Genomic DNA, 20,849 nt, shown 5'->3' with positions numbered 1-20,849 from the left:
TATTTTTCACCTTTTCTTTATCGCTCTTCACCTACATAGAGGTTTTATATTTGTCACAAACTTAAGATTACAAGTCTATTGGCTTACCACCTGTCACTCCATAAATCTGACCCGTGATATAACTTGCTTCATCCGAGGCCAGAAGAACATAAACTGGTGCAAGCTCTACGGGCTGTCCCGCACGGCCGAGGGGCGTATTTTGGCCAAACTCAGGAATCTCTCCTTCTAATTTCCCGTTATCCAGCTGAAGTGGCGTCCAAATCGGACCAGGTGCAACACCATTGACACGGACACCTTTAGAAGCAAAGTACGAGGATAGGGATACCATAAAGTTGCTTATTGCACCTTTTGTCGCGGCATAATCCATTAAAGATGAGGATGGATCGAAAGATTGAACCGATGTGGTGGTGATAATTGCACTTCCTGGCTCCAAATGTTCTTCAGCAGCTTTTACGGTCTCGAACATGCTGATGATGTTTACTTTGAAAGTGTCTTGCACTTGTTTAATTGTTAAGTCACTTAGGGATGGCTGTGCGATCTGTTGCGCAGCATTTAATACAAGAATGTCCAATCCGCCAAAGGCTTCTACGGTTTTTGTAACAATCTCTGTCGCTGCGCCGTCTTCTCGCAAGTCGTACGGTAGCAGTAATGCTTTTCTTCCTGCTTTTTCAATTAATTCTTTAACGACGTTGGCATCTTCCTCTTCACCAGGGAAGAATTGTATGGCTACATTGGCGCCTTCACGTGCATAAGCAATAGCGGCAGCACGGCCAATCCCAGAATCGCCTCCTGTAATTAAGGCATTGCGCCCTTCTAGACGATTGTATCCTTTATATGATTCTTCTCCGCAGTCAGGTTTGGGGATCATTCCATGCTGTAGCGCTGGCGTGTTCTGTTCCTGATTTGGGAATTTTTCGGTATGAAATTTCTTGCGTGGATCGGTTAGATGTGGGTTTCCCATCAACTATCATCTCCTATCTTGATTAATTAGTGATAAACACTTTGCGTGCTTGCACTATTTAAATCCTGTTACATTTTGTTGAATACCCTCTGATCATTTACTTTAAACAGCTTCAGATTTATTACCCTCTTCCTCCCATGATAGTGTCATTTACTTTTTCCTTACAAAAGAAAAAAACACCCTATGTAAGCGAGCAGACTAGTCCAATGTTGAAATGGATAGTTTGAACACTTACATTGAGTGTTTTAAGAACCTCTATAAAGTAGGTTATGAAAGATATTTAATATCGCTTTGTATGTTTAAATTAACGCCTCAATTGCTTGAGCTACTTGCTCTTCTGTTAAATTGTGACGCACAATGTAGCGGTTGCGTGCATGCTTTGTACATTCGATTGTACAGCCACCTAAATGCTTAGCTTCATTTTCTTCAGATGCGATGATTTGCTTGTTACATTCAGGGTTTGCACAGTTAATGTAACGCTCACAAGGTTCCCCATCATAGTGATCACGGCCGACAATCACATGCTCTACTTGATTGATTGGCACCGTTAAACGCTCATCAAATACGTACATTTGACCGTCCCATAGTTGACCTTTCGCAACAGGATCTTTTCCGTATGTGGCAACACCACCATGTAATTGACCAACATTGCCAAAACCCTCACGTTTCATCCAACCCGAAAACTTCTCACAACGAATCCCTCCCGTGCAATAGGTTAAAACATTTTTCCCTTCGAATAGCTCACGGTTTGCACGGACCCATTCTGGTGTATCACGGAAGTTCTTTACCTCTGGTCGAATCGCACCACGAAAATGGCCGACATCGTATTCATACATGTTACGTACATCTAATACTACTGTATTTTCATCTTGCATTTCAGCAAGGAATTGTTCTGGTGACAGGTAGCGACCTGTTAACTCATGTGGGTTGACGTCTTCTTCTAAGCCTAAGTTGACTAACTCAGGTCGTGGGCGTACGTGCATTTTTTTGAATGCATGTCCTTCTGCCTCATCAATTTTGAAAACAATGCCTTCAAATAATGGGTCTGCTTGCATGTTTGCCATGTATTGTTCTGTTTGCTCAATCGTACCAGAAACAGTACCGTTAATGCCCTCATTGGCTACTAAAATACGACCTTTTAGACCGATTTCTTTACACATTTCTAAGTGCATTGCTGAAAACGCCGCTGGGTCTTCAATCTTCGTGTAATGGTAATATAATAAAACTCGATAATTCATTGTTTTCCACCTATCATTTCAATATTTGCAGGATATTCCTGATAGTGTCTTTTACGACTTATTAACCATAAAGGAAAATCCGTTAATATGCTATCGGTAATTAGACTGAAATGAGTAGAAATAATTTTTCCATATTCCGCTAGATGAAAAAAGACATATTCATTAGTTAAACAAATTTTATATTTTTCTTCACCGCATTTTCTACTAAAGCATAGAGAAAACCCGCAATTCCAAAAAAGAGCATAGAATTGACAATGCTTACATTATATTCTTCTATAAATCGCGAATCATAGATGATTATGCAGGAAAAAGCCCCTATTGCCCCACCACATAAAGTAAAGGAAGCCACTTTATACAGCCAATTTTTCATAAAACGACTCACAAGCAATGTTAGTGGTAAAAATGAAATCGGATAAAGAATAAAAGCAAAAGAGCCCATTAAGAACATATAACCAGCTCCTAAATCACGAAATCCCGTCATATATTCTGATGTTCTGATTTTTCTTCCTTCTAAAACCTCTAAGCCAAATCCTGCTAAGGCAAACAGCACTATAAAAGGAATCCACATGATTAAACAATGATAGAAAGTTTTCATTCTAATCCATCCTCTTATGAATTTTTACTATTGGTACAATTATTCCTCTTAATATATCCAACGATAATTGTGGAAGAAAGTTACAATGTTTCTTTGAGTGATCATCAAAAGCTCAAAAAAAGCATATTTTAGGAATTGATACGCCTAAAATATGCTCTTTCTCTTGTATTCTTCAACTTAAAACACAATCCCAATAATGATTGCCGATAAAACACTTACTAGTGAAGCACCATAGAGCAATTTTAATCCAAAGCGTGCCACCACATTGCCTTGCTTTTCATTTAACCCTTTTACGGCACCTACGATAGTACCAATCGAGCCAAAGTTAGCAAAGGATATGAGGAAAACAGAGACAATGGCTGCTGTACGCTCACTAAAGCTGTCTTGGATTTTAACGAAGTCCAGCATGGCAACGAATTCATTTGCCACAAGCTTTGTCGCCATGATACTCCCAGCATTCACAGCTTCATGCCACGGTACACCCATGACGAAGGCAATTGGGGCAAAGACATAGCCTAGGAAGCCTTGGAATGTGATGCCGAAAATGCCATTAAACACACCATTAATGAGGGCAATTAACCCAACAAAGCCTACTAACATAACCCCGACGATGATGGCTACCTTAAAACCGTCCATAATGTATTCGCCTAGCATCTCAAAAAATGTTTGCTTTTCACCTTCTTGCACTTCGATTATATCTTCCTCCGCTTGCACTTCATACGGATTAATGATCGAGGCCACGATAAAACCACCAAACAAGTTTAATATGAGAGCTGCCACTACATACTTTGGCTCTAGCATCGTCATATAGGAGCCCACAATGGACATCGATACCGTTGACATCGCAGAAGCACACAAGGTATAGAGTCGATGCTTTGGTAAAAAGCCAATTTGATTTTTTACTGAAATGAATACTTCATTTTGCCCTACAATTGCCGCAGCAACCGCATTATAGGATTCTAGTTTACCCATCCCATTGATTTTACTTAATACGAAACCTATATATTTAATCATAAACGGTAGAATCTTATAATGTTGCAATATGCCGATGATGGCTGACATAAATACGATTGGCATTAAAACATAGAGGAAAAATGTATGTGCGCCTTCATTCGCCATCCCACCGAATACAAAATTTGTGCCTTCGTTGGCATATTCAAGTAGTTTTGCAAAGCTATCAGCAAATCCTTTAATTAAAAATTCCCCAATACCTGTTTTCAGTAATAGAAACCCTAAAACAAGCTGGATAACAATCATCACAATGATTGGGCGGTATTTAATCTTTTTCTTATTATTACTTGCAAGCCATGCTAAAAATAGCACGAGTAGTAGACCTACTAGCGAAATGATATAATGCATGTTGTCCCCTCCGTTACGAACAATGTTTTCAAATGCTTTTTCTTCCCATCCAGCATAATCCCCTACTCATCGATGATTGTATGAAGAGCAATGTCCACCATATCAAAAAAGGATTTTTCACTTTCCTCATGCGTTAAGCTTTCATTTGTTAATAATTGACTACCGACCGTCAAAATAGACAATGCCTTTACCCCATATTTTGCGGCTAACGTATAGAGAGCGGTGCTTTCCATTTCTACTCCTAAAACACCGAATTCCATAAACTTATGAAGCCTGTCTAATGTTTCACGATAAAATTCATCTGAATTATAAATGTTGCCAACAAAGACATTCCCCTTTTTTCCCTGTGCTTGTTGAAACGCTTTCATTAATAAGGGAAAATCCGCTATTGGGGCATAATTATTGCCGTAGAAAATTTTCTCCGTCAAATTACTGTCTGAAGAGACTGCTTGGGCTAATATGATATCTCGGATTTGAATATCCTTTTGCATCGCACCACATGTGCCAATACGAATCAATTTCTTCACGCCATAATCGTTGACCAATTCAGTACCGTATATACTCATCGATGGATTCCCCATGCCCGTCCCCTGCACGGAAATCGGCACGCCTTTGAATGTTCCTGTGTAACCATACATTCCTCTTACCTCGTTATAGCAATAAGCATTCTCTAAAAAATGTTCTGCTACAAATCTTGCACGTAATGGGTCTCCAGGTAGCAAGACACGCTCAGCTATTTCTCCCTTTTTTGCTCCTAAATGTCTACTCATTTTCATACCTCCAAAACATGTCATTTATCTTAAATCCAATTAGGTAACCGTTTTCATTTACCAATAAAAAATACCCATAGCCATTTCCAACACGATCTCTTTTACAAGAAATCTGTTCAGAAACTACTATGAGTATAAGATTTAATGATGATGACAAACTAGACCAGATTGTTACGTAGTGTACGGGAAATAATTGACCAAATTATCGAAGCAGTTCCTGACGAATATTATCTAAATCCCTTTTGGAAGGAATCGTGGATATAATAACAACTGGCACTGTCGTTAAGGCAACAGGGAAATTACTTATGACAAAATCAATGTGATGCTGCTGTACCATTTCATCCGTTAACCCCTTCATAATAGAGGTATTAATAATCAGCTGGTCCCCAATTTCATTCTTGATTAAATTGGCGATATAGTGGCGGATTGAAAATTCCTCTCCAATGACCAAGAAGGCTCGTTTACTTTTATAACGTAGCCCTGAACGAACAAGTAAGGTAAGCTTGGTTAAATGAAAGTCATTATACAGGATAGAAGGGTACGCTTTTTTCCATGTTTGCATACAGACCTGCATATCTTGGTAAATTTGCTGACATTCAATTTGAACATAGTTTGTTAAATTACTTTTTGAAATCATCAGCCATTCAGGGATGGCATTATCAATTAAAAGCTTGTCCAAGAACTCATATACCTCCAAGCTAAACCGCTCATTCATATCCAGATTTGGGTAAGCCTTTGCCAATAGGGAGAACAGCTGCTGCGCCATTTGATCGATTTCTTTATTCTTATATAATTCGATTTCCTTCATTGGCGTCATGTCTGAGCCTTCATAATAATGATATTGGCTTAGACTAAATAGAGATTGCATAAAAAACAATTCACTCCTTGGTAATTCAATCGAGAATTTTTCTTCCAGTGCCTGTGTAAAGTCCTTTACGGGCAAATAGAACATTCCACTTTCCCAAGCGTAATCATCCTCCGTAATTTTGACATAGTTTCCCTTTCTCGCTCTTTCCAATACAATCGCCACTAAAAAGGATAATTTCCTTTTGGAATTAATAAAATAAACAATGCTTTGCTCATGCTCTATATGTGTGATGCATTGATTGATAAAATCAGCATCACTATTGGTAAATGGCCATCCTGTATACTCATAGGCATCACCATATAACTTCCAGTAAAAGTAGCGAATATTCAATTCGTTTCCCTTTACGGCTGGCGTCGAGTATGTAATGCGTAGCTTATATGGCTTCAAATCATGATTATTTAGTTGCATAATCAGCTTCTTCAACGAGGAGGTGCTCATATACATCGCCTCTGCTAGCTCCTCCATCGAAAAATGTTGCCCATTGATAAACAATAAGTGCATGAAGCGATAGAAGATGGTTTGCCTGAACATGCTCGAAAGCACTTCACTAACGGTTGTACTTCGCCCATCGCGTTGTAGAAAAATTCCCTTTCCTCTAGATACGTCAATCGTCATTGCTACTGGTAATTGCCGATTGATTTCTTCTACGAGCTTACGTATGGTCTTATCTGAAATATGTAAGCTTTTTTCCACCTCCGCTAAAGTAAACCACCTTTGTTCAGAATCTAGCAACAGTAATAATTGACTAGCTAATTTGAATTCCTTATCCACGTTCTCACCCTATCCATCATTCACAAAAAGGAACATACATCGGTTGCTGTATGTCCCTTTTCGCCTTTATTTCATATACGTATTCAATACTTTTTCGATGTCTGTATTAAGCTTGTTCACATCGACCGCAGTCACGGGCTGATTGACAAGCTGATATTTTTCTTTTAGCTTTACGATTCTTTGGACACTCTCATTGATGCGTTCCTCTGTTATTTCCCCATTGCTGACGGCTATCTTTACCGCTTCTATCGCTGCTGTAATATTGGCATATTCATGAGCGATTAAAATAATATCACTACCAGCCTTGATCGAATCGACAGCTGCTTGCCCGATCGCATAATGATTCGTGATAGCTTTCATCGTCATATCATCAGTCATAACAACACCGTCAAACCCCAGTTGCTTTCTTAACATACCCGTGATAATTTCCTTCGACATGGAGGAAGGGTACTGTGGATCGATCTTTGGCAATAAAATATGTGCGACCATGACGACATCTGCACCATTGTTAATGGCCTCTTTAAATGGGACAAGCTCTAGCTGATTCAAATCGTTCAAGCTTTTTGTCACCTTTGGCAATTCTAAATGGGAGTCCACAGATGTATCACCATGCCCTGGGAAATGCTTCACGACAGGAATAACCTGCTCCGACTCCAGACCCTTCATTGTTTGAATGCCCAATTTGCTGACGATAGCTGGATCATTGGAAAACGAACGATCCCCGATAATTGGATTATTCGGATTGCTATTGACATCTAATACAGGCGCAAAGTCCAGATTGAAGCCAAATGCCTTTAATTGCTCCCCTAATAATTGGCCTACTTCAAATGAAAACTTGGATTGGTTAATGTCCCCAATTTTTCGGTTCGTTGGGAAATTTTTTAAAGCGCCTGGTAATCTGACTACTTTTCCACCCTCTTGGTCGGTGCCAAGGAAAAGTGGTAGCTGATTATTCGAATTGGCAGCCATTAAGTCATTCATCAATGTGACCGTTTGCTGTGGTGTTTCAAGATTATTGCCATAAAGAATTAAACCACCTACTTTAGCCTTTTGAATAAGTCTTATTGTCTCCTGCTGAAGCGTCGTACCTGAAACACCTGCAAACATCATTTGACCGATTTTCTCGTCCAATGTCATTTGTTCCACCGTATCTGGCGCTTGTGGCTTCAGTTCCGTATAGACCGAAATATGATGAACAGTAGGATTGGCATCACTGTCAATCGGTTTCGGTAAAATCCACTTTAATTGATAGCTGGCATTTACTTGGTAGACAAGAATAATTTGATCGGTTGAAGGATCCTGATAGTAACGAACTTCATCAGGTTCACCCAACTTATTTTTAATATCTGCTAAACGAATGCTTTTGATATTCTCTTTCGATGAACGGATATCGAAGGCCTGTGAACCTCGATAACCAATCGTCACATCCTCGTAATCTTCATATTGTCCATTGGCGGATTCCGTGACCTGCTGCGGTTCTCCCCATTGCTCACGAACCGCTTGTTGTTCTGTATCTCCTGCTGCAAATGGCACATCAGGTACTTTTCCTTCTCGTGCTAATTGAGCAATATCCTGTATGAGGACCTCTATATTGTCTGAACCACCTTCCTGTTCAGACGCATCCTCTTGAACGGGCGTTGTCTCAGGATTTCTAGTCGGTAGTGTGACTGGCCTCACTTTCATGCCGATAAAAAAGGCTAGACCCATCAACATCAGCACAAGAACTAGCAGCAAACCACGTCTTCTTTTATGCATGTAAAAACCTCCTTCACCAAGCCATTTGGCGACATCGAAACAAATCTATCAACTAACGTTATCATAACTGCCACCTGAATTCAAAGCTCACGCTGTGAACAGAATCGCAGCCTTCAATAGAAAATATTATCGTAAGCTAGCAAAAATGCAAAAGAAGATGTTAAAATATTCACATAAAGGGGGATATAACATATGGGGAAATTAAGTAAAAGAAATATATTGTGGATTGTGCCAATCGGTATCTTAGCGATATTTTGGTACTTCTATGGTCCACAAAAGGATATTACAGATAATGAATACATTACATACGTAAAAAACTATTCCTATGAAAATAGTACAAAAACTTTGGAGAGTGCCTTTGCCTCTGCCTGTGAAAATCCATATTGGGTTTATTTTGAAACACAAAAGGGACAGGATGTTGTAGAGTTTGAGGGTGATTGCACGGTTAACAATGAAGTAGCCAAGGTGAATGTACAGTTTCTTGTAGGCAACGACATCACAAGTGTCCAATCAGGTGCAATGCTAGTCGACAGTAAAATGCAGGAAGAAGCAGACCGCGATCAATTTTTGCTGGCACTTACTAAATAATCCCTTATAGTTATGCTATAAGAGTTTTCTCTAGGAAAGCGGATAAAATGTGCAAAGTAGTGGATAGCAATCCTAAAGTGACGGATAGAAAGTTAAAAGTGGCGGATAGATCCTGTAAATTGAAGGATAGCTCTGGGGATGCTGAATCGAATAAAAATGGAGAGGGTTGAGCCTCTCCATAGGATGATCCTTATTTTTTCTTGGCGATCCAAATCGTCCATCGATCCTTTTCAATGATGGAAGCTTCAGTGGTAATTGCATTCCTTATATGCTCAAGAAGGGACGATAATTGGGTGTCATTTAACTCATGTAATAGACTACGCCCCACTCTGCCTTGTAAATCGGCCAATAATTGCTCCTTATTGGCATAGACCTGTCTCGTCTCCCATAGCTTTAGCTCGTTAACTTCTTGAAAGCCTACTTCTTGTAAGCTTTCTGTCACCAACTGACTATTGTGTCTGCGCTCTACTTCCTTTTGAATAAGCGAAGGAAAACTTTCAAAGAAATAGCCCCTTATATGATGAGCATCCCCTGGAAGTAAGCAATCCTCTGGGGTGCGATCCTGCACGATAAAATAACCATCTTTCTGTAAGAGCCGAAAAGCCTCTTGAAAGCATGCTTTGACATCTTGTATGTGATGAATTAAAGCTCGCTCCAGCACGATATCAAAAGTATCCCCTGAAAGCCCTGTATTGAAAGCACTCCCTTGGACAAATGTGATTTGTGGATAAGCCCGACAATTTTCTTTCGCTCCGTCTAGCATGGCTAGTGAAAAGTCTACACCTGTTACAGATGCCACCCCCATATCGACAAGAGCCTTGGCATAAATCCCTCCGCCACAGCCGATATCCACTGCCTTTCCCATACGATGAAAAGGAATATGTGTCGCTAACGCTTCCTTCCATGAGCTGTCTGCCTGTCTTGTTGTATAAGACGCACGATGTTGCTGATTGTGGAAATCAATACCCATTCTCTTCATCCTCCCTCTTTATTTTAGTGTACTAGTAGATCACCCATAAGAAAAATCTATAATTATTATAAAAATACATAAGTTTACCTTATCAAACGAAAAACCCATGCTGGGATATGCATGGGTTGAGCTACCATTAACTATTTCGAATAGAATGGGAGGACTTTAATATGGTCCGTTCAATTATTCTAATTTCGTTATTTAGTTTTGTAATCGCCGCTTCAATTTGTTGATAGCGCTCCATTCGCTTGACCTTCTCTGCTGGAATGGAATCCTTTAAAGCAGCCTGTCCCGCGTATAGGCTTGACAGTAAATCTAGCTTTTGAAAATAAGCTGTGCTATATTGCTCCATAACACCCAGCCCCTCATCTGTTACATTTTTACACAAACTTATAAAAATTGTTGTTCATATAAGAAATATAACCGAAAAAAGTACCCTCAAAACTCCATCTAAATTATTATTTATTATCCATTTCTAAGTAAATTATTATTCTATAAAAACGCTAAAGCTAAGTTATTCATTTTTTTTTAACAAAGAATAGATAAATGTATCATGTCCCTGTCCCTTTTGATACATATAGTCCCTCAATATACCTTCCTGTTGGAATCCAAGCTGAATTAAAAGCTGGGAGGATGCCTCATTCTCTAAAAAAACAACAGCTCCAATACGGTTTAAGTTCATATTCCCAAAACCATAAGTAATTACTTTCTGCACGGCTTCTTTTGTATAACCCTGCCGCCAATAATCGGGATGAATTTCATAGCCAATCTCTGCTCGTCGATGTGCCGCCGACCATAGATGAAAGCCAACTGTACCAATCACCTCATTCGTATCTTTTCGTTCAATTCCCCAACGAATTCCACGCTTTTCCTCAAAATTTTTAGCAAATTGCTTAATTAACTGCTTAGCCTGCTGTGTGTCAGCAAAAGGCTCCTGTCCATAATAGCGTGTTAAAGCCTCATTGGAAAAGCAGCGAAAAATCGCAGCAATGTCCTCCTCTGTAAGTTCTCTTAACCTAAGTCTTGCTGTTTCTAATTCTGGAAACATGCTGTTCCCCTCCTCTACCATCCATATCATTCGCTACTCTTTCTTCAAAATCCTTTTTTGACAATATAAACGTGCAAACCTAAAAGTAGGCTTGCACGTTTGATTACCCAAAAGCTTGTGCTGCTAGAGCAAATAATGTTTGATTTCGTGTAGGTATTTTTTTGGCATTACAGATCATGACAGGTGGTGTGGCAGCCATCGTAAAACCACTTTGTTGTAAAATTGGACCAAGCTCCTTTTGAACTGATGGACAGTCGATACGTAATTTTCCCTGATAGCCCTTAGCCACTTCATTAATAATGTGATGTGCTATTTCCATACTTGGCGCAACGATTGGCCCTAAAAGAAGATAAATTGGCCCAGCGATCGTTAAGCCATAGCCAATCATTTGGTTGTCTTGATTTTTTACAACAACACAGCGCTGTGATTGCTGAATTCTTTTACGCAAAAAGATTCTTCTACTATCCCCAAAGGCTGCTACGTCAAGTTTAACAAGCTGTTCAAAATCCTGTTCTTGAAATTCTGTGATGGTGCCTAAAAAATCGGCTTCGCTGGTCGTCTCAACAAATTTGTCTGCCAAATATTTATGTACATGCTCAACAGTCGTGAAGCCCATTTTTTGATATAAAGGTTCTCCCTCTTTCGTAGCTACGAGCAAAATCGCTGTTTCCGCTGAAACACTATTGATACACGCTTGAGTAACGATTCTACCTAAGCCAAAACCTCTGCATTGCTCATGTACAATCACCATGCCAATGGAGGCTACATTTGTGTCATAGGGAATAATAGCTGCACTGGAAACAATTTTTCCTTCCATATTTTTATGTCCTACTATTCTACCTGCTGCCATAATCGTTTCAATTTCGTAGGCATCGTAATCCCATCCAACGGAAGCTGATAGCTCGATTAATCCCTGAATATCAGTAGAAGTAAATAAAGTTAGCTCAAAATTCAATTAGATACACCCTCTGTCATTTAAATTCAAAAGAACATATGTTCCATTTTACAAAATCCTCCTTCCCTATACAAGCAATATCTCTTAGCTTTAGCAATTATTACTATATAATTATTGTAAAATAGCCTATAATAGTTGCTAGACTATGCACTCCTACTTCAAGCATACAAAGGTGATTTCAACATGACATCCTATGAACGTATTCTTATAATGGTCCCGCCGTTTCCCTAGCTACGCAATCTACTTGTAACGAACAAAGTAGAATTTTGCTTGTAGGAGGGCAATATGTTGAAAAAACAGGCAGTACCATCTTTATTATTAATGATTGTTCTTGTGGCTTTTCCACAAATTAGCGAAACGATATATACCCCATCTCTACCGGATATTGCAGCTGCACTTGGTGTAGACTTTAGCTCTGTCCAATTAACCTTAAGCATCTATTTTATTGGCTTTGCACTCGGTGTTTTTTGCTGGGGATGGATTTCTGATTTTATTGGCCGTCGACCTGCCATGCTAGGCGGTTTAATTTTTATGGCATAGGTAGCCTACTTTGTTTTTATGCAGAGTCAATCCCTTTTCTATTGGCAAGTCGATTGCTCCAAGCGTTCGGCGCTGCCACTGGCTCCATTATTACGCAGACCATATTGCGTGAAAGTCTGTCAGGTAGTCAACGCCATGCCATGTTTGCTCAAATTTCAGCCGTCATTGCCTTTACCCCTGCGGTAGGGCCATTAATCGGTGGTTGGGTGGATCAAGCACTAGGCTTTCGGGCCGTGTTTTTTGTCCTTGTCATCATGAGTATCTTGTTGTTTATCTATGCTTATTGCAGACTTCCAGAAACAACTGACCCTGCAACAAGACAAAGAACGGCGATTTGGCCTGTCGTCAAACGCATTTTTGCTTCACCCATTGTGCTTGTCTATGGTTTGCTAATTGGAGGCATCAATGGTGTCCTATTTAGCTACTATGCCGAAGCACCCTTTATTTTCATCGAGTATTTCCAGCTGTCACCTGGCCTGTACGGCTTTCTTGGTATCATTGTTGCCCTTGCTTCCATAATAGGGGCTATGATTTCAAAGCGACTCGTCATCGGCCATCCGCCACAAAAAATCATCCATGTTGGCTGCTTGGTAATGCTCGGTGGCACTTTGCTTTTGACTATCGTTTGTACCCTGCCATTGCACGCGAGCATGATGGCCATTGGTATGCTGATTACTATTTTTATCACACTGCTAGGCTCAGGCATTGCACTTCCTAATTGCTTAAGTTTAGCGTTAGTAGATTTTCAGGACGTCATTGGCACAGCAGGCGCTATCTTTAGTCTCGGCTATTATTTACTTGTCAGTGCCATCACTTCTGGTATGAGCTTACTGCATAACGGTTCTTTACTGACAATGCCACTTTATTTCTTAGGTCTATCCTTAATGATGTGGCTTTTTGGGAGAAAGTTTATTCGATAATGGAAGAAAGCGGGCTTCTAATCCTATCGCTTTTAGATAGATGAAAGACTAGAACAAAACCTCTTCTCCGAATAGAAAAAGTGGGTGAAATTTTACTCTTCGTAAAATTTCACCCACTTTGATTATAGGGAGCTTAGCTCTAAATTTTTCCCACTGGCACCTATTGAATTTTCTCACTCAGTAGGCATCGTGCAGTGATCTAACTATCTCCTGATGCATAAAACTGATATAATAGATATACCATTAAAGTGAGGGGTGTTATTTATGAAAGAAAATTCATCCTTAGAACGTAAAAAGCAAGTGCAATTCGCAGTTGGTTTGGCTGCCATTGACGGTGGAAAACCGAGCGCATTTACACAGAACCTCTTAAACCAATATGAAAATGGTCAAGTATCATCCAGCCAATTGAAACAAGCGATTGTTGAAAAATATACAAGGGCTTCACAGTAGTTTATGGACCCATATATTTATCCTAATACAAATGTCTTAATCAACAAATTAAATATTCGAGATGAACAACAATTGATTGACGTTGAAGCACAACTGTTAATCGCTGGGATTATAGATATTTCTTCTATCACGCATGAGATTGACTTCCAAAAATATAAAAGTCTCCAAAAGATTCATCACTTCCTTTTTCATGAGCTATATTTATGGGCAGGAGAATTCCGCACAGTCAATATTTATAAAAGCGAACATGTTTTAAGTGGATTATCTGTTGCTTATAGTGATAAAGATCACATTGTATCTGATTTAAAAACTATTTTCAGTTGGTCTAAATCTAAGCAATGGAAGTATTCTAATCCTCTCCTTGTTGAGGACTTTTCTTCATTTATGACAAAACTTTGGCGTGTTCATCCTTTCCGAGAAGGAAATACACGAACGGTATCGATTTTCATGAAGCTTTTTGCTGAAGCAAATAGGCTAGACTTCAATGCTCAATTGCTCTCACAGTATGCAGGATATTTACGAAATGCACTAGTTCTTGCAGCAGTAGAAGAAGCTCCGGAACCACAATATTTATTGAAGATGATGACAGATGCTCTGGATGTAGCTGATTTCAATAAATTCAAGGCTGACGATGAAACGTCTAATTATCAAGTAATTGGGCGTTATGATGTTTCCAAGTATAAAGAAAAGCCCTTTGAAACGGATTAAGGAATGATTTATTTACAGATTAAGTATGTTTTACTTATTTAATACGCTAAAAAGGATGGTGATTTGTAATTGAATCATCATCCTTTATATATATATTTCGCAATAGTTATCAATTAATTCATTTAAAACCTTTTACTCTTAGAAAAATCACCTCCTAATTGAAATTTAGTTTTTAACCCCATATTCAATCGAAGGTGTATTTTTTTATTTGTCTATACTGTTGAGGTCAGTCCTCAACATCAATTTTCCACTTTTTATACACCTACTAGTTCTTTCTAGCTGCTTCTCCTATCCTTGAAAATAATAATCCAACACTTCCTGAGGGGTATGAAAAACTTTGTTGCTTTGCGTTTTATAAAGAAATTTGGGATTCGTACAGGCTTTCTCTAGACTTTTTGCTTGCTTTAGCTTATCCGTCATTTGCTCAATAATATCTGTGTAGCCATCGAGCTGGTTTGAAATTTTCGGTAGCATCGTTGGTGAGATATCGAGTACAATAGAGACTTGATCCTCAGCATAACTATTTAAATTGATAAAAAAGCATTCTTCCAAATGCTTTGAATGTTTATCTACATTAATGACAGCCTCTTGATAATTGGCGATTAACCCTGTTGATGTATTCGTAATTGTAAAGCCTTGCTGTGTCAAATGCTGTTCAACCAGCATTAAAAACTGCTCGACCTCTGCATCTAGCTTTGGCGTAACAGTTGATTGAATTAAATCATTACATTTCTGATAAATGGTATCAATTTCGGTCTGTTTTTCGACAAGTAATTTAAAATTGGACATTGAATACACGCTTCATCTCCCCTTTTTACTAAGGTAGACATTCATGAAGCGTTTTAGTCATGATCACGAAAAATAACAATTAAAAGGAGAAGTCCATGATTAGAAATTCTGTCAAAGCCATCATCATCGTGGATGGGAAACTATTGCTAACAAAAAATCAAGATATAGAGGGCTACTTTTACCTTTGTCCAGGTGGTGGACAGGAGCATGGAGAGACCTTTCACAAGACGTTGCAAAGGGAATGCCTGGAGGAAATTGGCTCCTCCGTTCACATTGGAGAGCTGTTATTTATCCGTGAATACATCGGACAAAATCATGAGCATGCCGCCTTTGACGCTGATGTACATCAGGTAGAATATTATTTCCTCTGTCAGCTAAATGCGCAAACTTGTCAACCAACGAATCCTGATAGTCTTCAAATTGGGACACAATGGATACCGATTGAAAAGCTTCATACATATAGACTTTACCCCAAAGCGCTTACCCAACCATTACAGAAATTTATACGAGGACAACAGACAACAATCTATTTGGGCGATGTCAATTAAAACAGGCTGTCTATCTCCTTAGACAGCCTATCCTTAAGGAAGCACTTTCACCATCGTATAGTAGCTACTGCCTGGTGGATAATCTTTAATTTCTCCCACTACTTGATAGCCATGTGCCTCATAAAAGGTACGCGCTTGAAACTCGTAGGTTGTCAGTAGGGCTTTTGTTGCCCCCATGTCCTTGGCTACTAACTCTGCCTGTGCTAAGAGCTTTGTGCCAATTCCCTTTCCACGATATTCTTCACTAAACCAAAATTTATGTATTTCTATCCATCCCCAGTAGACTTCAGCTGTTATACCACCTATCCATTGCTGCTGTTGATCTGTGACGATTAACTGTAAAGGAAGAACCGCACCCTTCTTTCTACTTTCGCGATGATAAGGAGATTGCTCATTATTATAGGCACGAATTTTTTCGCTTAAAAAATTTGTAAAATCCTCATGCTGTCCCCGTAAAACCTCTACTTGATATTCCATCTCGATCCTCCTATTCCTGGTAACGCTTTATCAGCTTGTCTTGATGAGCTGCAAATATTTCTTCTAATGGAATATCGTACTGATTGGCAATCACTATAAGATTTCCTAAGACATCCCCTAGCTCTTCAATTAGCTCCTGCTTATTTTCTTCAAAGGATGGTGTTTTTTCATCTGGTCGATCTCTACCAATCTCGATTGCTCGAATCGCCCTGGCTACCTCACCTGTTTCTTCTGCCAAGAAGCCAATACGTGTAAAAATATTAAGCTCTGACCAGCCACGTGCTTCATAGTAATCCTTTACCCAGCGTTGAAATTCATTTAGTTCCAATTCAGTTTCCTCCATTTCCTTCCTCTTCAAAATAAATTATACTATAAAAGAATTCGATCAGATATGGAGGAAATCAGCTATGAAAAGTATTGCCGTATTTTGCGGATCCAGTCTAGGCGCTTCCGATGCTTATCGTCAAGGAGCGATTTTACTAGGAAAAGAATTAGCCAAAAGACAAATTACTCTTATTTATGGTGGTGCTTCTGTAGGCATCATGGCAACAGTAGCGAATACAGTGCTAGAAGAAGGCGGCAAGGTCATTGGGGTGATTCCGACATTATTAGAAGAACGTGAAATTGCGCATCAACAGCTGACAGAGCTGATTGTTGTAAAGACAATGCATGAACGTAAAAGTAAAATGATGGAATTAGCAGATGGCTTTATTGCCCTTCCTGGTGGACCTGGAACATTAGAGGAATTTTTTGAAGTATTTACGTGGAATCAAATCGGGCTGCTTCAAAAACCTTGTGCTATTTTCAATATGGAAAACTATTTTGATTTATTAATATCTTTCTTTGACCATATGCAAAATGAACAATTTTTAAAAGCACAATATCGTGATGCACTTATTGTTGATGAGGACGCAGCAGCACTATTAGATAAATGTGAAAGCTTTGTTCCTCCAGCTGTGAAAACTTATGAATTAAGCAAATAATAAAATGGTGAGGGTGGACCTAATTGGACTATCCTCACCTTTTTCATGCTCTAATCTCCAATACGATCCTACATGACTATGCGAAACAAAAGAAGGACCTGGTTGTTCTGATTACTAGTAATTTGGCTACTTTGATTTCATAATTCTGCTTTCTTTTCCCGCCTTTTCACTGCTACCACAGCAATCAATACCATCCCAAGCTTCACCAGCCCAATAATGGCATACAGACTAAATGAAAGAATCGCTGGTAATAATACCAGCCACCACGACCATGTAATGACATTTGTTAGCTTTAATACGACAAAGACAATGGTCAACACTTCTGCAATGCCCATCATTTCACCACCTTACAGCCCATTCTTGACTATATAGTAACTATATATCTTACGATAAGGAACATCACAGGAAAAATTTTCACTACTTTTTCTAAATCATACAACAGGAGGCAGTAAGATGACGAATATTTTTGTAAAAAGCGAGTTTGCTCCTTTAAAACGAGTTGTCATGGCGCAATCGGAATTTGCTTTTCCAGCTAAGGAGGCTCCAACAGATGATGAATTTTTAACAGAAGAAACACTAGCACTTTATGCAAGCGTAGATACACTCGGTAAAAATTTTAAAGATGTCTTTCCAGAAAGACAGCAGCAATGGGAATTGGAACGAGCAAATTTAAAAAAAGTATTAGAAAAATACGGGGTAGAAGTACAAGTACCAAGACGTTTAACAGACTATGAAAAAGAAGTAGGAAAAGAAGATGGCTATAGCAATTTTTTCGTTCGCGATCCCTTTTTCACTATCGGCCACTTCTTAATCGAAGGCTCCCTTCGATTCCCACATAGACGCAACGAAGTTTTGCCCGTACGTAATCTTTTAGCACAGGAGGCAAACGAAAATCAATGTTTCTATGTCTCCATTCCAAAGCCTGATATGGCAGATGGTTTAGATTCTGAAGCTGGCCCGTTTTTAGAGGGCGGTGATGTGTTAGTGTTAGATAAAACGATTTTCGTCGGGAATTCAGGACTAGCCTCCAATAAAAATGGTGTGCAATGGCTGCGTAATTTAGCAAGTAACTTTGATTATACAGTGGTCGAAGTGACGCTTCATCCAACCATTCTTCATCTCGACTGTGCGCTTAGCCTCGTTAGAGAGGGTCTAATGATTGTCTGCGAGGAAGCACTCATTGATGGTATTCCTAAACAGCTAAAAGATTGGGATAAAATTCACGTTTCCCTAGAGGATGCCGCAAAACTTGCTACTAACGGCTTACCTATTAATGAAGAAGTCTATATTACAGACAAAGAATTCACATGGATTGGCGAGCAACTAGCGAAGAGAGGTATCACCGTAGAATATGTTGATTTTACGATTTCTCGAAGCTTTGGCGGTTCTTTTAGATGTAGTACACAACCCCTATTACGCACGGATCTCTAGAAATTATCTCTCCCCACTAAAAAATAGTATGAATAATGAGCAACCTGAAATGGCACATTATTTGTAGGAGGTGGACAAGAAATGTCTAGAATTATTGGTGTGGAACAATCATTAACGAATATCGAAGATGCTTTAAAAGCACAAGGCTTTGAAGTCATCCAGCTTCGCAATGAAGAGGATGCGAAAAAATGTGATGCTTGTATTATTACAGGTCAGGATCGCGATGTCATGGGAATTAGTGATCCAGTCATGGCAGGTCCTGTGATTGATGCGGATGGACTATCGGCAAACGAGGTCGTTGAACGCGTCCAAAAATATTTCCACTAAAATCATTAGTGCTGTCTCTACGTCATTTTGACGAGAGCAGCACTTTCCTACATACAAATGGTCTCTACTTATAATACCTTGCGTTCTTGTACAAACTAATATACACGAACTTCAAAAAGTAGGGAGATATATGAGCCAAAAACAAATTGCGATTGTTATTTTAATGCTGACGACTACACTACTGCTATCAGGCTGTTGGGATGTAACAGAGCCGCAACGCATGTATTACGCACAAGGTGTGGGGGTTGACTATAAGGATAATGAATATACAGCATACTTACAAATTATCAACTTTGCTAACGTAGCGAAAACAGAATCAGCTAATCCCGAAGCTGCACCTACCGAAATTGGCCAAGCGAAGGGGAAGACAATAGAAGAAGCCATCTACAAATTGTATCGTTCAATGGACCAAGAAGTATTTTGGGGACATATGACCTTTCTTCTCTTCTCAGAGAGTGCTATGAAAGATGAAAATGCGATTGCGGTTATTGACACTTTTTTACGCTTTCGCGAGACCAGATATCATATTTGGGTTTACTGTACCCAAGATCCTATCGAGGATGTTTTATTAGTTTCTCCATTGTTAGAGAAATCACCAACTGCCGCCAAATTAAGTAATCCTAAAAATACAGCGAAGCAGGAGTCATTTGTAGAGCCTGTTAATTTAAGACAGCTCGTCATTGGCTTAAATGAGCCCAACCACGAAATGAAAATTCCTTATGTAACCGTCAACGAAAACTGGGAGACAATGGATGGCCCCAAAACAGAAACCTTTTTTGCTGGCGTTGGTATTCTTTCAAAGGATAGTTTTAAAGGCTATATTAAAGGCAAATCTGCACGTGGAATAGAGTGGATGAATGATGAAACAAAGCAAGGAGAAATCACCGTCGAATTAGAAAATAATGAAAAAAGTGATTACTTAACCGTCGATATTAAAAAGCTAGATGTTAAAGTCAAGCCAATTGTGAAAGGTAATGATGTAAAGTTTGAGGTAAATTTAAAATTCGATACGATTTTAAATGGTTTTAAAGGAAAGCTGACACCCAATCAGGTAAGAAAAAAAGTAGAAAAAGCCGTCAAGGAAGAAATCCTAACTACCTTTGAGGAAGGACTAAAAATGGATGCGGATGTCTTTCGTCTATCCGAATATCTCTATCGTAGTAATGTAAAGGCTTGGAAGAGATTAGAGAAGGATGGCAAAATTCCTTTAAGCAAAGATTCCATCAGTAAAATCGATATTCATATTAATAAAGTAAGCCCTGGCCGTAAAACATTTGCAGAAACGATTACCGAATAATAGGTAGAGATCATCCAAAATGGCATGGTCTCTTTCTTATGGCCATCTTGTCATGCTATAGTAATGGAAAAGATGAGGAAACGTTAAACAGACAGGAGATCGAGACGATGATAAAAGGCTTTGGAGGAATATTTTGGCGAACAAAGAATCTAGATTCTGTAAAAAAGTGGTATAGCGAAACCTTGATGCTAGAAATAAACGATTGGAATGGGACAATCATTAAACCCCAAGAAGGCAATGAAACGATCTTTTCTTTTTTCACTGAACAGGACAATTATTTTCCAGCAGAACAGCAAGTGATGTTAAATTTCCAAGTTCATGATGTAAACGAGATGATAAAGCATCTTGAACATCTTGATGTCCCACTCGCAAAACCTCTAGAGTGTAACGAATTTGGAAAGTTTATTTGGATTAAAGATCCAGAAGGTCGACTGATTGAGCTTTGGGAAAAATAGTTTACTCCTGCGTTATATAAGTCAAAGAAAAAAGACCAGACACTTG

The 20,849-nt window shown here is 39.1% G+C and carries 24 protein-coding genes and 1 pseudogene; 10 read left to right on the top strand and 15 right to left on the bottom strand.

What is annotated here, in order from left to right; translation table 11 throughout:
• Positions 1–67: 67 nt before the first annotated feature.
• The 7 genes from MHB39_RS09750 to nagZ form a co-directional block, all read right to left on the bottom strand.
• On the bottom strand, positions 68–961 hold the full coding sequence (locus tag MHB39_RS09750; protein ID WP_342546495.1) for an SDR family oxidoreductase: 894 nt from the start codon (positions 959–961) through the stop codon (positions 68–70).
• A gap of 299 nt (positions 962–1,260) precedes the next feature.
• Positions 1,261–2,199, bottom strand: coding sequence for a rhodanese-related sulfurtransferase (locus tag MHB39_RS09745; RefSeq protein ID WP_342546494.1), 939 nt, complete (start codon positions 2,197–2,199; stop codon positions 1,261–1,263).
• A gap of 166 nt (positions 2,200–2,365) precedes the next feature.
• The gene (locus tag MHB39_RS09740) at positions 2,366–2,794 is read right to left on the bottom strand and encodes a hypothetical protein (RefSeq protein WP_312127282.1); all 429 of its coding nucleotides are present in this window, start codon (positions 2,792–2,794) and stop codon (positions 2,366–2,368) included.
• Between the two features lie 177 nt (positions 2,795–2,971).
• Positions 2,972–4,153 carry a nucleoside transporter C-terminal domain-containing protein gene (locus MHB39_RS09735; RefSeq protein ID WP_342546491.1) on the bottom strand — a complete coding sequence of 394 codons (1,182 nt, stop codon included), beginning with the start codon at positions 4,151–4,153 and terminating at the stop codon, positions 2,972–2,974.
• Between the two features lie 62 nt (positions 4,154–4,215).
• On the bottom strand, positions 4,216–4,923 hold the full coding sequence (deoD, locus tag MHB39_RS09730; RefSeq protein ID WP_258859254.1) for a purine-nucleoside phosphorylase: 708 nt from the start codon (positions 4,921–4,923) through the stop codon (positions 4,216–4,218).
• Between the two features lie 202 nt (positions 4,924–5,125).
• Positions 5,126–6,562 carry a helix-turn-helix domain-containing protein gene (locus MHB39_RS09725; RefSeq protein WP_342546489.1) on the bottom strand — a complete coding sequence of 479 codons (1,437 nt, stop codon included), beginning with the start codon at positions 6,560–6,562 and terminating at the stop codon, positions 5,126–5,128.
• Between the two features lie 66 nt (positions 6,563–6,628).
• Positions 6,629–8,317, bottom strand: coding sequence for a beta-N-acetylhexosaminidase (gene nagZ, locus MHB39_RS09720; RefSeq protein ID WP_342546488.1), 1,689 nt, complete (start codon positions 8,315–8,317; stop codon positions 6,629–6,631).
• A 192-nt stretch (positions 8,318–8,509) separates the two neighbouring features.
• On the opposite strand from nagZ, the gene MHB39_RS09715 reads away from it, so the two are divergent.
• Positions 8,510–8,905 (top strand): glucosamine 6-phosphate synthetase, encoded by a 396-nt coding sequence (locus MHB39_RS09715; protein ID WP_342546487.1) that lies wholly within the window; start codon positions 8,510–8,512, stop codon positions 8,903–8,905.
• 190 nt (positions 8,906–9,095) lie between these two features.
• On the opposite strand, the gene MHB39_RS09710 is transcribed toward MHB39_RS09715, so the two are convergent.
• From MHB39_RS09710 to MHB39_RS09695, 4 genes are all read right to left on the bottom strand, one after another.
• Positions 9,096–9,875 (bottom strand): class I SAM-dependent methyltransferase, encoded by a 780-nt coding sequence (locus MHB39_RS09710; protein ID WP_036081205.1) that lies wholly within the window; start codon positions 9,873–9,875, stop codon positions 9,096–9,098.
• A gap of 136 nt (positions 9,876–10,011) precedes the next feature.
• Entirely contained in the window at positions 10,012–10,227 is a 216-nt protein-coding gene (locus tag MHB39_RS09705) for a hypothetical protein (protein ID WP_016993664.1), read from the bottom strand.
• A gap of 162 nt (positions 10,228–10,389) precedes the next feature.
• Entirely contained in the window at positions 10,390–10,923 is a 534-nt protein-coding gene (locus MHB39_RS09700; protein ID WP_258859259.1) for a GNAT family protein, read from the bottom strand.
• A 103-nt stretch (positions 10,924–11,026) separates the two neighbouring features.
• Entirely contained in the window at positions 11,027–11,878 is an 852-nt protein-coding gene (locus MHB39_RS09695; RefSeq protein ID WP_342546486.1) for a GNAT family N-acetyltransferase, read from the bottom strand.
• A gap of 288 nt (positions 11,879–12,166) precedes the next feature.
• On the opposite strand from MHB39_RS09695, the pseudogene MHB39_RS09690 reads away from it, so the two are divergent.
• The 3 genes and pseudogenes from MHB39_RS09690 (at position 12,167) to MHB39_RS09680 (ending at position 14,496) form a co-directional block, all read left to right on the top strand.
• A pseudogene (locus MHB39_RS09690) lies at positions 12,167–13,338 on the top strand (multidrug effflux MFS transporter).
• A gap of 264 nt (positions 13,339–13,602) precedes the next feature.
• Positions 13,603–13,788: an antitoxin VbhA family protein gene (locus MHB39_RS09685; RefSeq protein ID WP_131519903.1), complete on the top strand. Its 186-nt coding sequence runs from the start codon at positions 13,603–13,605 to the stop codon at positions 13,786–13,788.
• Positions 13,789–13,791: 3 nt separating this feature from the next.
• Positions 13,792–14,496: a Fic family protein gene (locus tag MHB39_RS09680; protein WP_048390571.1), complete on the top strand. Its 705-nt coding sequence runs from the start codon at positions 13,792–13,794 to the stop codon at positions 14,494–14,496.
• A gap of 288 nt (positions 14,497–14,784) precedes the next feature.
• Here the strand turns inward: MHB39_RS09680 and MHB39_RS09675 are convergent, their stop codons facing one another.
• A complete protein-coding gene (locus MHB39_RS09675) occupies positions 14,785–15,285 on the bottom strand; it encodes a hypothetical protein (protein WP_227744841.1) in 501 nt (166 codons plus the stop codon).
• 95 nt (positions 15,286–15,380) lie between these two features.
• Here MHB39_RS09675 and MHB39_RS09670 point away from each other — a divergent pair, with 95 nt between their 5' ends.
• Positions 15,381–15,833 (top strand): NUDIX domain-containing protein, encoded by a 453-nt coding sequence (locus MHB39_RS09670; RefSeq protein WP_259418988.1) that lies wholly within the window; start codon positions 15,381–15,383, stop codon positions 15,831–15,833.
• 33 nt (positions 15,834–15,866) lie between these two features.
• Here MHB39_RS09670 and MHB39_RS09665 read toward each other — a convergent pair whose 3' ends face one another.
• Positions 15,867–16,310 (bottom strand): GNAT family N-acetyltransferase, encoded by a 444-nt coding sequence (locus MHB39_RS09665; RefSeq protein WP_328023376.1) that lies wholly within the window; start codon positions 16,308–16,310, stop codon positions 15,867–15,869.
• A 10-nt stretch (positions 16,311–16,320) separates the two neighbouring features.
• A complete protein-coding gene (locus MHB39_RS09660) occupies positions 16,321–16,638 on the bottom strand; it encodes a MazG-like family protein (RefSeq protein WP_054548807.1) in 318 nt (105 codons plus the stop codon).
• A gap of 79 nt (positions 16,639–16,717) precedes the next feature.
• Between MHB39_RS09660 and MHB39_RS09655 the strand changes: the two genes are divergently transcribed.
• Positions 16,718–17,293 carry a TIGR00730 family Rossman fold protein gene (locus tag MHB39_RS09655; protein WP_054548794.1) on the top strand — a complete coding sequence of 192 codons (576 nt, stop codon included), beginning with the start codon at positions 16,718–16,720 and terminating at the stop codon, positions 17,291–17,293.
• A 137-nt stretch (positions 17,294–17,430) separates the two neighbouring features.
• On the opposite strand, the gene MHB39_RS09650 is transcribed toward MHB39_RS09655, so the two are convergent.
• The gene (locus MHB39_RS09650; RefSeq protein ID WP_054548795.1) at positions 17,431–17,628 is read right to left on the bottom strand and encodes a transmembrane Fragile-X-F protein; all 198 of its coding nucleotides are present in this window, start codon (positions 17,626–17,628) and stop codon (positions 17,431–17,433) included.
• Positions 17,629–17,746: 118 nt separating this feature from the next.
• Here MHB39_RS09650 and MHB39_RS09645 point away from each other — a divergent pair, with 118 nt between their 5' ends.
• The 4 genes from MHB39_RS09645 to MHB39_RS09630 all read left to right on the top strand — a co-directional run bounded on the left by MHB39_RS09645 (position 17,747) and on the right by MHB39_RS09630 (position 20,803).
• Positions 17,747–18,724: an arginine deiminase family protein gene (locus tag MHB39_RS09645; protein WP_342546481.1), complete on the top strand. Its 978-nt coding sequence runs from the start codon at positions 17,747–17,749 to the stop codon at positions 18,722–18,724.
• An 81-nt stretch (positions 18,725–18,805) separates the two neighbouring features.
• Entirely contained in the window at positions 18,806–19,051 is a 246-nt protein-coding gene (locus tag MHB39_RS09640) for a YkuS family protein (protein WP_048390555.1), read from the top strand.
• 130 nt (positions 19,052–19,181) lie between these two features.
• On the top strand, positions 19,182–20,348 hold the full coding sequence (locus MHB39_RS09635) for a Ger(x)C family spore germination protein (RefSeq protein ID WP_279494675.1): 1,167 nt from the start codon (positions 19,182–19,184) through the stop codon (positions 20,346–20,348).
• A gap of 107 nt (positions 20,349–20,455) precedes the next feature.
• Positions 20,456–20,803, top strand: coding sequence for a glyoxalase/bleomycin resistance/dioxygenase family protein (locus MHB39_RS09630; protein ID WP_048390551.1), 348 nt, complete (start codon positions 20,456–20,458; stop codon positions 20,801–20,803).
• The last annotated feature ends 46 nt before the right edge of the window (positions 20,804–20,849 follow it).

The sequence above is a fragment of the Lysinibacillus sp. FSL K6-4013 genome, from assembly GCF_038630435.1.
In the GTDB taxonomy this organism is placed as follows: domain Bacteria; phylum Bacillota; class Bacilli; order Bacillales_A; family Planococcaceae; genus Lysinibacillus; species Lysinibacillus boronitolerans.
Note: the sequence above shows the minus strand (reverse complement) of the source record. Positions and strands in the feature narration are given on the sequence as shown.